The organism is Anaerocolumna chitinilytica, from assembly GCF_014218355.1.
Taxonomy (GTDB): Bacteria; Bacillota; Clostridia; order Lachnospirales; family Lachnospiraceae; genus Anaerocolumna; species Anaerocolumna chitinilytica.
Genome location: NZ_AP023368.1, coordinates 846,005 through 859,983, shown reverse-complemented (window position 1 = coordinate 859,983; position 13,979 = coordinate 846,005). Strand labels below are relative to the sequence as shown.

Annotated in this window: 6 protein-coding genes; 1 reads left to right on the top strand and 5 read right to left on the bottom strand. The window is 39.8% G+C overall.

What is annotated here, in order from left to right; all coding sequences use genetic code 11:
• Positions 1–94: 94 nt before the first annotated feature.
• The 3 genes from bsdcttw_RS03765 to addB all read right to left on the bottom strand — a co-directional run bounded on the left by bsdcttw_RS03765 (position 95) and on the right by addB (position 9,851).
• Positions 95–2,410: a methyl-accepting chemotaxis protein gene (locus bsdcttw_RS03765; protein WP_185258080.1), complete on the bottom strand. Its 2,316-nt coding sequence runs from the start codon at positions 2,408–2,410 to the stop codon at positions 95–97.
• Between the two features lie 255 nt (positions 2,411–2,665).
• Positions 2,666–6,418 (bottom strand): helicase-exonuclease AddAB subunit AddA, encoded by a 3,753-nt coding sequence (gene addA / locus bsdcttw_RS03760; RefSeq protein WP_185258079.1) that lies wholly within the window; start codon positions 6,416–6,418, stop codon positions 2,666–2,668.
• Positions 6,384–9,851, bottom strand: coding sequence for a helicase-exonuclease AddAB subunit AddB (gene addB / locus bsdcttw_RS03755; protein WP_185258078.1), 3,468 nt, complete (start codon positions 9,849–9,851; stop codon positions 6,384–6,386). The genes addA and addB overlap by 35 nt, the downstream gene beginning before the upstream one ends.
• A gap of 268 nt (positions 9,852–10,119) precedes the next feature.
• Here addB and bsdcttw_RS03750 point away from each other — a divergent pair, with 268 nt between their 5' ends.
• The gene (locus tag bsdcttw_RS03750) at positions 10,120–10,566 is read left to right on the top strand and encodes a hypothetical protein (RefSeq protein ID WP_185258077.1); all 447 of its coding nucleotides are present in this window, start codon (positions 10,120–10,122) and stop codon (positions 10,564–10,566) included.
• Between the two features lie 212 nt (positions 10,567–10,778).
• On the opposite strand, the gene bsdcttw_RS03745 is transcribed toward bsdcttw_RS03750, so the two are convergent.
• Complete coding sequence (locus bsdcttw_RS03745) at positions 10,779–11,666, bottom strand: DegV family protein (protein ID WP_185258076.1); 888 nt, start codon at positions 11,664–11,666, stop codon at positions 10,779–10,781.
• Between the two features lie 162 nt (positions 11,667–11,828).
• Positions 11,829–13,751, bottom strand: a complete 1,923-nt coding sequence (locus tag bsdcttw_RS03740; protein ID WP_185258075.1) for an NAD(+) synthase — start codon at positions 13,749–13,751, stop codon at positions 11,829–11,831.
• Positions 13,752–13,979 lie beyond the last annotated feature (228 nt).

Below are 13,979 nucleotides of genomic sequence, written 5' to 3'. Positions count from 1 at the left end.
AAAGTGTATCCCCTTCTATAAGTTTCATACAGGATTATGTGGAAATTAAAAGACAATTTCCCATAATTCACATAAAGGGTAGTGCCTGTGACATTTACTGGATTTTAAACAGTTTAATAGCTTTCTCCAGGTTCTTCGCATCCTCTTCCAATTCAGTAGCAGAATGGCTTAAGTTCTCAACGGCACCTATCTGAGCATTTGCAGTTGCACTAACTTCTTCAGAAGCTGCAGCAGTCTGCTGGGATACTGCAGATATACTTCTGATTGCATCAAGGGTATCTTCTTTCGCTGCTTCAATACTCTTAACACCAATTGAAATATTATCCAGATTACTAACAAGACCTCCAACATAAGTATTAATTCTGTCAAAAGTAGCAATGGTTTTACTCAATGCCTCTGACTGAGAATCAACAATATTTCCTGCCATCTTAGCTGATTCTACGGTTCCAAGAGTCTTGTTCTGTATATCCTTTACAATGTCTTGAATCTGTCTTACCGCTTCCACTGACTGATCTGCAAGCTTTCTGATTTCATCTGCAACAACAGCAAATCCACGGCCTGCTTCACCGGCACGTGCAGCTTCTATGGAAGCATTTAAGGAAAGAAGATTCGTCTGAGCGGCGATTTCATTGATGATTCCGACAAAACTATTGATACTTCTGGATTTTAACTCCAGTTCTTCGATGCTCTTTATTACAGTCTGTGTCACTTCTGAGGTGTCTTTTGCCTTTTTACCCAGTTCGTCAATGGTTACCATGCCTTCGCCGATAACAACTTTTGTATCGGTGGCCTTCTTTTCAATCTCATAAGTATTGCTGTATACCTGGCTAATCTGATCGGATAATCTTGCCATCTGGCCAAGGCATTTCTCCGTATCATCTGCCTGTTGTACAACACCACCCTCAATCTCATCAATTGTCAGGGAGATTCCCTTGGTAGACGTTAATATCTGGTCAGAAGTCTGGGATAACTCTGCTGCTGATCTGGTTACTTTATTACCTACCTGATATGCTTCTCCAATTAATTGCTTCATATTGGTAGTCATATCCTCAAGGCTCTTTGCCAGAATACCGAATTCATCTTTTTTATCCGTATCAAATTCAACGGTTAAATCACCTTTTGCTGCCTTTGATATAGAAACCATAAGTCTTCTGATAGCTTGTGCTATGCCAACAGCAATGACATAACCGATTAAGATCGCCAGAATACTGGCAAATGCAACAAAGAATATATTCAAGGTTTTTAAAGATTTTACCTGCTTTAATATCTCTGCTTTTGGAATCAGCGCGCAGACCATACTGCCGGTATCACCGATTGTATTGTATACATAGAGATAGCTGCTTCCTTTGTATTTCACATATTGAGAACCATCCAAATCATTGGATTTAAGCGCCTTTTGATAGAAATCAGTACTGGTAAAAACTGCATCGCCTGATTCTGTGGTATTAGTCTCCGAACCATCCGGAGCTACTAAAGCTGCAATACTACCCGCAACGGTAGTAACATTCTTCAAGGAGCTCATGACTTCTTTCTTGCTGACATCGAGGATAATAAAACCATCGGGGGTCGTCATTCTTGTAACCACAGCCAAAGCATATTTAGAATCATCTCTCTCAAGAATTTCATCTATGGAGGAGTGTCTGCCTATCCATCGATTGCTTATCTTTTTCTCAGAAAAGGTTTTTCCCTGTTCTGATTCTAAAAACTTGGCATATAAGTCATCCGGTGCTTTTCCGTTGGTTACAATAGGTTTTCCGGTACCGGTAAAAATATATGCATCACTAACAAAGGGATTTGTTTGATTGATGACCATTACTTCCTGCTGCAATGCCTTCAGATTATTGTAGTCTTCAATGGAATCTTCTTTGTTCAGCCTTACATAGTAATTAGAAACTGATTTACTTAGCAGTAATTCCACTGCTTTATCCTGTACCGTGCTAAATCCTAAATTGAGATAATCACTTACAGCACTTACTGTCTTGTCCATATTGGTTTCGTAACTGCTTGTTATGGCAGTGGAAGACTTCGTATAAGATATAGCGCCGTAAACACCCATAAATATAATCGGAACTAATACCGCAAGAATAATCTTTGTTCTTGTTTCCTTAAGCCTACTTAAAATCCCTTTGTCAACTGACATGGCTTCAAATATTAACTTACTTTCCTGCTTCTTTGCTTTTATGTACTCTTTTCTTGCTTTCTTATCCATTGGCAATGCATTTACAGATTTTTTAGACCTTTTTTTGGATTTGCTTACTGCTTTATTTGTATGTACTTTAGCTTGGTCATTCTCCCCAAAAATCTCATCCTCCTGCCTTGGTTCCAGGTTTTTCTTCTTCCTTTCGAATTTTAGAAAATTCCTGAAATCCTTTTTCTCTTTTTTAGCCGAAATTGGTTTGTTCCCTCTCATCATATCCTCCTGATAGCATCTTTTCATACAAATGCAACTTTTGAAGTCGACAAAAACAGGCATAATATCCACATATTACATACTATTAACATATTTTTTTCCCGTTTTTTATCTATTTAGCATAATACTACCACAAAACCTGACAAAATGAAACAAATTATCTCGAAACAGTTTCTGTTTATTTAGTTTAACGTAAAACTTAAGTGTTGGTATGTGCAACATTCCCAAAACCCAGGAATTATTTTACATATATTCTCAAATTATTATTGTTTTACCAAGCCAGAAGGAATAAAGTATACTCTCTTTTACTTTTTTCCCGGTAAGCTGTTCCAAAGCCCTGCGGTAGAAATTCAACTGGCGGCTGTACCGGTTTCTTAATATCTCGTCCGTTACCTGAACATCACTCTTGTAATCCACGAGCACCAATTTATTATCTTCTTCATAATAAGCATCTATTACACCTTGGATCAGCACTAATTCCTCACTTTTATACTCTTCACTTATATCTTCTGCCTTCATTCCCATAATGAACTGCCGCTCTTTGTAAAGTCTTCCTTCCTTCTCGGCTCTTCTCATCTTCTCTGCCAGGGGACTCACAAAAAATACTCCAAATTTCTTCACATCCAGAACTCCGGCTTCCTCTTCTGTGATTTTTTTACCTGCTACCAGTTTATTTATTAACTCACGGACATCTTCTTCCTCTTGTATTCTGGTGAATTCCGCCAGTTCCATTACCTTATGAATTAATGTACCAAGGTCGGCACCTTTTTCGGTTTTTCCTTCTTTTAAAAACTCCGGCACCGGATAATCGGCTTCCCTCAGCCTGTTCTCATCCAATAGTTCTACAGCGGCTTCCTCTTCCTCCTTTTGACCCATTTTCTTTAATTCTGATACCGTTAGTTTTGCATGGATATTGCTTTCATTCTCATAAGGGTAGCTGTAATTTAAATAGTCCTGGATTTCACTTTTATATCCTGCATCATATATCGTGTCCATATCCCTATTTAACAGTATATCTTCTTTCAGGGCTTTCACTTCCTGATTTATTTTTTCTTTCAATAAGAGCATTTCGTAAGTGTTTTCACAAACAGAGAACCTACTCTCCTCCAAAGAATTTGCAGATTCCAAAGAATTCTCAGATTTCAAAGAATTCGAAATTTCCAAATACGCAGCTGTGGAATCATTCGCTATTTCATGAGCAGCTAATAGTTCGTTAAAGCAATTTTGGTTAATAAGAGCAGCCATCAACCAGTCAATATAGGAAACTGCACCGGAGAGTTCGAGAAAGCTCAGACTTTTCTTAACCTCCGTGATATTATTTGAATATTCCGTCAATAACTTATCCATATCCTTAACACCGGCTGTCAGAATAAGCTTCTCCTTTGCTCTGGTTAAAGCAACGTAGAGGACACGCAGTTCTTCTCCCAAACTGTCTAGAATAAGCTGCTTCTGAATGAATTTTTTAAGTAAGGTAGGTGCCTTAATTCTAAGTGTAAGATCCAAAAAGTCCGTACCCACACCATAATCCTGATGCAAGAGTATCTTTGCTCTGGAATCCTGCTGGTTAAAGTTCTTCCCCATACCGGCAACAAATACAATTGGGAATTCCAAACCTTTACTTTTGTGAATACTCATAATCCTTACACTTTTTTCGTCTTCTCCGGTAACTTTAGCTTCTCCAAAATCCACATCATACTTATCAAGGCGTTCCATATAACGGATAAAATGAAACAATCCACTGTAACTGGTTTTCTCAAAATTAATCGCCTGCTGCACCAGCATATCAAGATTTGCTCTTCGCTTATTGCCTCCTGGCATGGCAGAGACATAGTTATAGTAGCCGGTATCCTCCAGTACCCTGATAATAAGCTCATTAATTGACAGTTGCACTGCCATATCCCGATACTTATTTAACTTTTCAAAAAAAACTGCCAGCTTTTCAGATAAATCATTTTCATTCTCTGTGCAGTAAAGTCTTGCTGCCTCGTACATAGTTACCCTTCTTTTAATCATACGGATACTTGCCAGTTCATTGTCTGTAAACTCCGCCATAGGACTCCTTAAAACTGCAGAAAACGGAATATCCTGTCTAGGGTTATCAATAATACGTAAGAGATTTAACGCTGCCGATATCTCAAGAGTCTTAAAATATCCTGTCTGGGTTTCTGTATGGGTGGGAATTCCTTCTACTAATAAGGTCTCTGCAAAAATATCCGCAAAGCCAGTCACGGAACGAAGCAATATTGATATATCTCCCAGTACAGCTCTTCTTAGCTCACCGGTTTTTTTGTCCTGAACCATAATTCCTGTCTCAGGATCTGTCAGTTCCTTGATTCTCCGGGCAATCGCCAGTGCCTCTAATTCCTTAGCGGTATATTCCTCTTCCTCTTCTTTTTTACTCTCCTCCTTATCCTTTTCGATTGGGGTTGTAGTTATGAAAAGCAGCTCGGTATTATCAGAAACACCGTCTCCCTCCAGATAACTTGCGCCAGGATAGAGATATGCTTTCTCGTCATACTCGATATCCCCAAGTTTCTTTGTCATAATCTTCTTGAATATACTGTTGATACCGCCAATTACCACATCTCTGCTTCGAAAATTCTTATGAAGGTCAATACGCTCATTCACTCCCTCTTCTTCCAGCTCCCAAAGAGGATAGCTCTCATATTTCTCCATGAAAATTCTTGGATCTGCCTGGCGGAACTTATAGATACTCTGCTTCACATCTCCTACCATAAAACGGTCGGGTCTTCCAAAGCGTCCCCCTGCTATGCTCTCCAGGATAATTTCCTGCACTAGATTACTGTCCTGATATTCATCTACCATTATCTCCTGGTAATACTCCGAAAGATCATCTGCAGCAGCAGTAGGGACAATCTCTCCCTCTTCTTTTTTTACCAGAACAGACAGTGTCAAGTGTTCCAGATCATTAAAATCCACTATATTTTTTTCATTCTTTTTCTGTTGAAATCTTTCAGAAAAATCTCTGCATAGTCTAATCAGCACCTCAATATGAGGTTTCATTGCAGCAATATCAGAAACCATGTCTTCTTCTGACTGAAAATAAAAATTATTTACGATGTCGGATACTGCCTTTTTGATCTTATCTCTTATCCCCTTGACCTGTTCTTTCTTCCTCAGATCAACTCCCTCTTCTTTCTTGGAAGAAAGTCTTGCAAATCCTATATTCCTGATTTTTTCACCAAAAGAGGAATAGTCATAGGTTTCTGTCAGACCTTCCAACTGTTCCATATCACTGTTAACAGCCGGGAAGTATGCCGCCGGTCCGTCTTCCTGTCTGCAAAGCGCCAAGGCCTCTTCACACATGGCAAGTATATCTGTTACCATATGATTTAACAGCTTCATAAGGTCTTTCAGCCAGGAAGCTTCCTTTAGCTCCTCAGCCGTTTGTATGGCATAATTATTTGCTAGTCTTTCATACCAATCCTCAGGCCAGGGAGCACTCATGGAAAACCGATGGATGTTAAGTATCAGTTCTTCCATTCCAATATCTGTTTTTCCTCCGCCAAAGCCCTCCGAAAAGGCAAGGAAGTCTTCACTGCCTTCTTCATAATACTCTTCCAGAAGTTCTTCCAGCACATCAGACTTTAACAAAGTAAGCTCCGCTTCCTCCGCTATACGAAAGGAGGGGTCAATGGGCAAGGACTGGAAATTCTCTCTGATAACCGAAAGGCAAAAGCTATGGATAGTTGTAATCTGCGCATTATGTATAAGAGCTGCCTGCCTCTGGAGAACAGCATCATCAGAGTCTGCCATCAGCCTGTCATCAATGGCTTTTCGAATTCTCTCCTTCATTTCTGCCGCCGCAGCATTGGTAAAGGTAACAACTAAAAGTCTGTCAATATCAATTCCATTCTCTTTATCCGTTATACGGTTAATAATACGCTCAACTAATACAGCTGTCTTACCGGAACCGGCTGCGGCTGATACCAGGATATTCTTACCTCTGGCTTCAATTACCCTTTTCTGTTCCCTTGTCCACTCCATCTTCCTTGCCTCCTTTCCTCATTCGTTCCAGAATTTCTTCCTTTTCTAGTATTTTTAACTTTTTATACTCAAAGCTTGCAAGCTTCGTATCAAAACCGCATACGTCTTTGTAGGGACAATACTCACAAGCCGTATGATTACCCATCTTATAAGGTTCCGCCTTGGTACTTCCGCTTAGGATACCTTCTCCGATACTTCCCACCAGATTTCTGACATGGGACAAGAGCAGTCTGATATCCTCTGTACTGGCTCCCTGGGAACGCTTGGTCAGCTCACCGTCCTTATTGGATTCCACCGGAATAACCTCAGACTTAACAGAGGGCCGTACTCCTTCCCCTTCTGTCTCAAAGCTCTTATCCTGATGTTTTACCATATCGTGGTCACTATTAACCAAACCGTTCATTTTTAAAGCTTTTAGGATACTTTCCTCAACATTTCCCGACCGCTCCACCAGAGGGTCATCCATGTTGTAATACAAAATTCCCGCAGGTAATATTTCCTTGTCCTTTTTGTCTTTCCCATATAATTCAATTGCAGCGCTTAAATAAAAAGCAAGCTGAATCTGCAGCCCGTAATACAGGGAATTCAGATCAAAGGAAGTGCTGCCGGATTTATAATCCACTACCCTAAGAAGCAATTTATCGACTTCTTCGTAGGTGTCCAGTCTGTCAATTCTACCTGTAAGACTGATACTCTCCTCCGTTCCTAAGGGTATTATAAGTGTGTCAAGAGCGCTCCGGTCGGAAAAGTACAGTTCGAAGGCCTCCGGTTCAAAGTCTCCTCTTTCAATCTGCTTGCATACCGCCCACAGGGTTCTGTTTACTATCCGTTTGGCTCTCCTAACAATGGCTTGGTATCGCCTGGTGCTCGTAAAGATCATATTGCCGTAATCCTTAACAGCTTCCTCCACGCAGGCATCACTAAGCCTTTCTCTTACATCCTCGGGAATGGTGTGCCAGTTATAACCGGTATCTTTTATTTCTCTGGCAAAAAGCTCGAGAGCCTTATGAAAGATATTACCGATATCCGGCGCACTGATTCGGTATTGCTCTCTTTCTGACAGTTCCAATCCATACGCCGCAAAATGAGCAAAGGCACATTCCGCAAACTTCTCAAATCTTGTGACACTGCCGGATAATTTTTCTCCGTACAGCTGCCTGGCAGCCTCTTTTTGCAGTCCTTTTTCTTCATCAATATAGAATACGGCCCTTATAAGCCGTGATAATTCTCTTTGTCTTTCTGGTGTTCTAAAATAGTATTGAAACAGCTCCTGCCACAAAAGATCCTCTCTGCTCTCAGGAAACTTCCGCAGCCCCTCTATCAGATAGTCAAGTCCTTCTTTGATACTAAGGATTTCGCTTATACTAACGTCCTCCCTTTCCTCCTCTGCTATATCAAGTTTTGGGAAGATCTTCTGGATATCATTGATTAAATAAGCAGGCAGGATTTTCTTCCCATCTTCGCTTAATTTACTAAATGTAATATAGAGATAGTCCTTCGGCTTTGTAAGATTTAAGTAAAGATAGAACTTTTCCGTATAGATTTCCTGCTTTCCTGTTGGCGCAAGCTCTACATCCTTTTCTTCTAGTATCTCTCTGTCACTGTCTGTAAGTATAAGACCCTTCGATGGTTTCTTTGGGATAATGCCGTCATTTACTCCCATGAACATTAACACCTTAATGTCTTTTAGCCTCGTTCTCTCAATATCACCAATTACAATCTGATCGAGTCCAGGCGGTATAAGTCCTACCTTTGCTTCTCTTAAACCCGCTTCCAGAACCTGGGAATATTCTCGGATAGGCATCCTTTCCTCTCCTAAGAGCTCTACCAGCTTATCATATAAGGCAATAACGCCTGCATATATCTGGCGGTATTCTTTCTCTTCCGATAAGCGGTTCTCCCTTAAGTAATTCTCTGCATAATCCAAGAGCTGTCCAGGTACATTGAGCTTAACTCCAAGCTCATATAAGGCCATGGTATAATCCTTTACCGTCAGTTTTTTATCACTTGCTACCTGATAAAAAGGCAGAAATATCTCACAGAATTTCTCTCTGGCAGCATTTATCCTGGTTAAGTCTTCTTCTTTTGTCCTTCTGGATAAACGAAGGAAAGGCTCTTCCCACCTTTTCTTTCCTCTGATTCCAAGTGCAAGCACATAATTCTCTAACAGGTCAATATCCTCTCTATCGATACCGGTTAATCCTGTTCTCAGATATCCAAAGACTCCCTCATAGCTGAAATTATCATATACAATCATAAGTGCACTACGAATCAAAGTTGAAAAGGGGTTTCCAAGGATATCTCTCTTACTGTCTAAAAAGTATGGAATTCCTTCTCTTTCAAACCCTTTTTGCAGTTCCCTGCCATAAGAGGTGATATCTCCTGTGACTACAGCAATATCCTGGTAACGGTAATTTTTCTCTCTTACCAGGGATTTGATACCGCGGACAATATAATTTACCTCCTCTTCCCTATTCTTAGCTCCGTAAAGAAAAATATTTTCAACAGGCTTTTGGAATGGAAGAATACGATAACGGAAAATATTTTCTTCCAGGCAGGCAAGCTCATTATTTTTCTGATAGCGTCTTGGTACCTTTTCCTTAAAATACTCCTCCATAAACAAGGTTTCTTCAACCGGGATATTCTCCTCTGCTGCTATTTTTGTGAGTTTATCAATGGTCTTACGGCTAAGATGAAAAAGTTTGTAGGGCTCGTCCTTCTCCCTTAACTCTGCTTTTCCGATTGTTACTGTTACAATTACCATTTTGGCATACTTCATTAATTCCGTCAGCAAACGGTACTGGGAAGGTGTAAAACCGGTAAAGCCATCCAAACAGATAATACTCTCTCGAATCAACTTAGAACGTCCGATGGAGGGAATTAATGCTTCCAGAATCTCTTCAGCCGTTATATAGTTATTCTCCATATAATCCTGAAAAGCTTCATATATTACCTTAATGTCATGGAGCTTGTCCTTTAGCCGCTCTTTACCCTTAAGGCTTTCGCTTACCCTGGAGATATCCTCCATCTTCAGGCTGTACTGGCATATTTCAGATATCAGGGATTTCAGTTCCTCTGTAAACCCCTGCTTATTCACATCATGGGAGAAGTACTTTAATTCCTCCTTCTTGTTAGCCACCAATTTGCGAAGTACCATGGTTTTACCCGTATCTTCCAGTATTTTTCTCTCATCTTTACCGGTTTCATCGAATATCCTGTAAGCCAGACGCATAAAGCTTAAGATATCAATGTTCATGGTTCCCTTAAGGGGGTGCATGGTGACAATATCCTTCTGGGTCTGGAGTGTAAATTGTTCCGGCACCAGAACCAGATACCCTGCATCCGGATGCTCCATGGACTTTTCTATGATTTCATGGTAAAGCCTGTAGGATTTTCCTGAACCGGAGTGTCCCATAATGAACTTTAATGACATGCTTTATCCTTTTCCTTTCTTTATTGCCTTACACTAATTTACATAAATTGAAAACTCAAGGACTCTGTCCTTTCGTTTATATTCTTTCGCTCCTTTTGGAAAATTGGAGAAAGCTCCAAGTTCCTCTCTGCGCTTTCATTATATCATGTTATTCCATCAAAATATAATCATAATTTATTACTGCATTTAATAAGATATATAAAGGATTTACGGAGGCTCTTAAGTCAAATATGCGAAATATTAACCAGGAAAGGCATGGTGCAGCGTCATGGCAAATACCAAAATAGTTGTTCTTCACTTAAAGGAAATCATATATACAGTTCTGTTTGCGGGCCTGGGGATACTATTAATAATCTTATTAGTTATTATGTTCGTAAGCAAAAACAACGATAAATCCGATTCAACAACGGATGCCAGATACATACCGGGAGTATATACCTCAACCTTCGTTCTAAACGATACTTCCCTTAATCTTGAAGTTATAGTAGATAGAGACCACATCAATAGCGTTCGTATTGTAAATATTGATGATGCAATTACCACTATGTTTCCTTTAGTTGAACCCACCCTTGAAAAAATAGCTGACCAATTATACAATGGTACGGATATTAAAGATGTCGAGATCTCAAATGACAGTAAATATACGGAGAATTATTTAGTAAACGCAATCAAGTCCACCCTTGCAAAGGCGGAGCCGTCAAGTAATGTACAATAATAACACAGAGGGACATATTACAGCCGGGTCAGAATTCGGCATGGAATATGTCCTTTATTAATGCTTATACTTATTAATTCTTCTGAAACCTTATTGAATATGATATGAGGGTCAAGAAGTACAGTCTATCTCTATGAGAGGCAATTAACACAAAACAGAAAGACTCATGCCAGATTCCAAGGCGCACTCGTTCTTTCTGCTTTGTATAAAGTTTAATGAATTTTTTCTAATTCTTTGTAAGGTGATTCTTCACTTAGGAATATTACACCGATAACGCCTGGGCCGGTATGTGCGCCGATAGCGCATCCTATATAGCTCTCAAGAAAGTTTTGGCAGCCGTATTTTTCTCTCAGCATTTCCTTTACTTCCTCAATGGTTTTCTTATCGTCTCCATGTACCAATCCGATCGTCTGTTCTTTTAAATCTTTTCCCCGTTCTCCCACAATTTCTACAATTCGTTTTAGGGATTTTCCTCTGCCCCTTACTTTCTCTATGGCCTGCAGTGCTCCGGCATCCGTAATTTCTATGATAGGCTTGATGTCCAGTAAGCCCCCGGCTATGGCAGAGGTTCTGGAGAGTCTGCCGCCTTTATATAAGTATTCCAGTGTTTCTACAGTAAAGATATGTTCCATGTTACTGCAATAAAAATTAATAGCCTCCACTAAGGTTTTCTTATCTACATTATTTGCCGCAAGCTTTAATGCTTTTTCCGTTGCAAGACCAAACCCCAAGGAGGCACATTTGGTATCAATGATAGTCAAATCAAAATCCGGATATTCCTCTAACAATTCCTGCTTCGCAAGATTTGCCGCGTTAAAGGTTCCGGCAATCCCAGTTGAAAAGCACAGATATATGACCTGATCTCCCTTTTTCGCATAGGGTTCAAAATGTTTATGGAACATAAAAGAATTAATGTGATATGTCTTAACGTCAGTCCCGCTTCTTAAGATATTATAAAACTCTTCCGGAAATATAGTCTCTCCGTCAAAGTAATCCTTTTCTTCTATTACAACAGGCGTAGGTATTACATGAAGGTCATATTTTTCTATCAGTGAACGTGGTACATCCGAAGCAGAATCCGTGATTATTTTTAATGCCATTACGATACTCTTTGCTTTACGCTTGTAAAAGCGCCACTGCTAAAGTTAAGCTGGAGATTTTAGCAGCTGCAACTATCCTTCTTTTGTTATTTTTCCAGCTATTTTGATTAAGCTACTTAAAATTATAAGTATTCAATAAGATATTTACTGCAAAAGCTATATTTATAAAAGCTCCAGCTCTTTCATCCATTGGGCCGCACTTGCATCACTAGGCATCCTTAAATCTCCTCTGGGAGAAACTGCAACTGAACCAACCTTAGGCCCATCAGGGAGACAGGAACGCTTAAACTGCTGACTGAAGAATCGGCGGTAAAAGTTCTTAAGCCATTTTAATATAACATCTGCACTATAATCTTCCAGAAAAGCTATTCTGGCAAGTCTGAAAATCTTACCGGGAGTATATCCATACCGTAATACATGATATAAGAAAAAGTCATGGAGCTCATAAGGACCAACCAGTTCTTCCGTCTTCTGGGCTATCACTCCATCCTTCGGCGGAAGAAGTTCCGGACTTACAGGTGTATCTAAAATATCCGTCAGTACTTCCCTTAGAGCAGCATTATCTGTAATCATTGCAAAATAACCTACCAGATATCTCACCAGAGTCTTTGGAACAGAGGCATTAACACCGTACATGGACATATGATCTCCATTATAGGTTGCCCATCCAAGAGCCAGTTCGGACATATCACCGGTTCCGATAACAAGACCATTGTATTTATTGGATAAATCCATAATTACCTGCGTCCGCTCTCTTGCCTGCACATTCTCATAGATAACATCATGTACCAGCGGATCATGCCCTATATCTTTAAAATGAAGATTTACCGCATCCTTTATCGGAATTTCCAAAAAGCTAACGGACAGCTCTCTTGCCAAGGTTACAGCATTATTATAGGTTCTGTCAGTCGTTCCAAAGCAAGGCATGGTTACTGCTATAATACCTTTTCTGTCAAGTCTTAACAGGTCAAAAGCTTTGCAGACTACTAACAGTGCCAGCGTAGAATCCAAGCCTCCCGATATAGCAAGTACTGCCGTCTTAAGCCCGGTGTGTTCCAGTCGTTTCTTTAATCCATAAGCCTGGATATTGATAATTTCTTCGCAGCGTTTCTCTCTTTCCTCTTTTTTACCTGGAACAAAAGGCGCTTTGTCAATAAATCTTGTAAGCTCTGTTTCTTCTGATAAAATATCTTCACCAAAAGCGAAACTCACATACAGGTAATCCTTCCGCTCTGCCACATGGTAGGTGGTCATTCTTCTGCGTTCACTGGCCAGCTTACCCATATCCAGCTCTGTTATTGTCATTTCATTAATAAAACGGGGAGACTCTTTTAATAAAATACCATTTTCCGCAATTAAATTATGGGCTCCAAAGACTAAGTCCGTACTGGATTCTCCCTCCCCTGAAGCAGCATATATATATCCGCATACCAGTTTCGCTGACTGCATACGGATAAGCTCTCTGCGGTAGATATCCTTGCCTGTTGTCTCATCACTGGCTGATGGATTCAGAATAAGAGTAGCTCCTGCCAAAGTATGGCTCACGCTTGGAGATAAAGGTACCCAAAGGTCTTCACAGATCTCAATTCCTATCATAAGCTGCCCAAAATCCTCACAGCAGAATAATATATTCATTCCAAAAGGAATTTTCTCCCCAAAAAATGTGACTTCTGATACCTCTTCCTCTCCGGCATTAAAATGTCTGACTTCATAAAATTCAGAATACCCCGGTAGATTTTTTTTGGGAACAAAGCCAAGTAACTTTCCGTTATAGATGGCTGCTGCCACATTGTATAACTTCGCATTTCTTAGTATAGGAAGTCCAAGAGTTACAAATATCTTTCTGCCTTTTGTAAAATCTACAATCTGTTTTAGTTCAACCATCGCAGAGTTTAACAGACTATCCTGTAAAAAAAGTTCTCCGCAGGTATACCCGCTAAGGCACAGCTCCGGCAGTACCAAGACTTTAACTGCCTGACTTTGAGCCTCTTCAATAAGGCTTCTTATCTGCCTGCCATTATATTCACAGTCTGCCACTTTAATAGTTGGGGTGGCTGCTGCTACTTTAATAAATCCGTCTCTCATCTTTTACTCCCATCTAAAATCAAGTGAAAGAAACGATAGGCACACTTCTCATTTAAAATTTCTTTCACATTTCATATTCTAATTTATAGATTTCACAAGTAAACTGCAAAGCTCTTTCTATATCTAAAATCGCCTTTATATATGATTATAAACTTTATCTATCCTTTATTCTATCAGAAGAGAGTTATTATGTAAACAAAAAAAGGCAGCTAAAGCTGCCTCTTTATC

Excerpts from the sequence above, each read along its gene's own strand:
- addB (WP_185258078.1), bottom strand. The coding sequence starts at position 9,851 with ATGTCATTAAAGTTCATTATGGGACACTCCGGTTCAGGAAAATCCTAC.
- bsdcttw_RS03740 (WP_185258075.1), bottom strand. The coding sequence starts at position 13,751 with ATGAGAGACGGATTTATTAAAGTAGCAGCAGCCACCCCAACTATTAAA.
- bsdcttw_RS03745 (WP_185258076.1), bottom strand. The coding sequence starts at position 11,666 with ATGGCATTAAAAATAATCACGGATTCTGCTTCGGATGTACCACGTTCA.
- addA (WP_185258079.1), bottom strand. The coding sequence starts at position 6,418 with ATGGAGTGGACAAGGGAACAGAAAAGGGTAATTGAAGCCAGAGGTAAG.
- bsdcttw_RS03765 (WP_185258080.1), bottom strand. The coding sequence starts at position 2,410 with ATGAGAGGGAACAAACCAATTTCGGCTAAAAAAGAGAAAAAGGATTTC.
- bsdcttw_RS03750 (WP_185258077.1), top strand. The coding sequence starts at position 10,120 with ATGGCAAATACCAAAATAGTTGTTCTTCACTTAAAGGAAATCATATAT.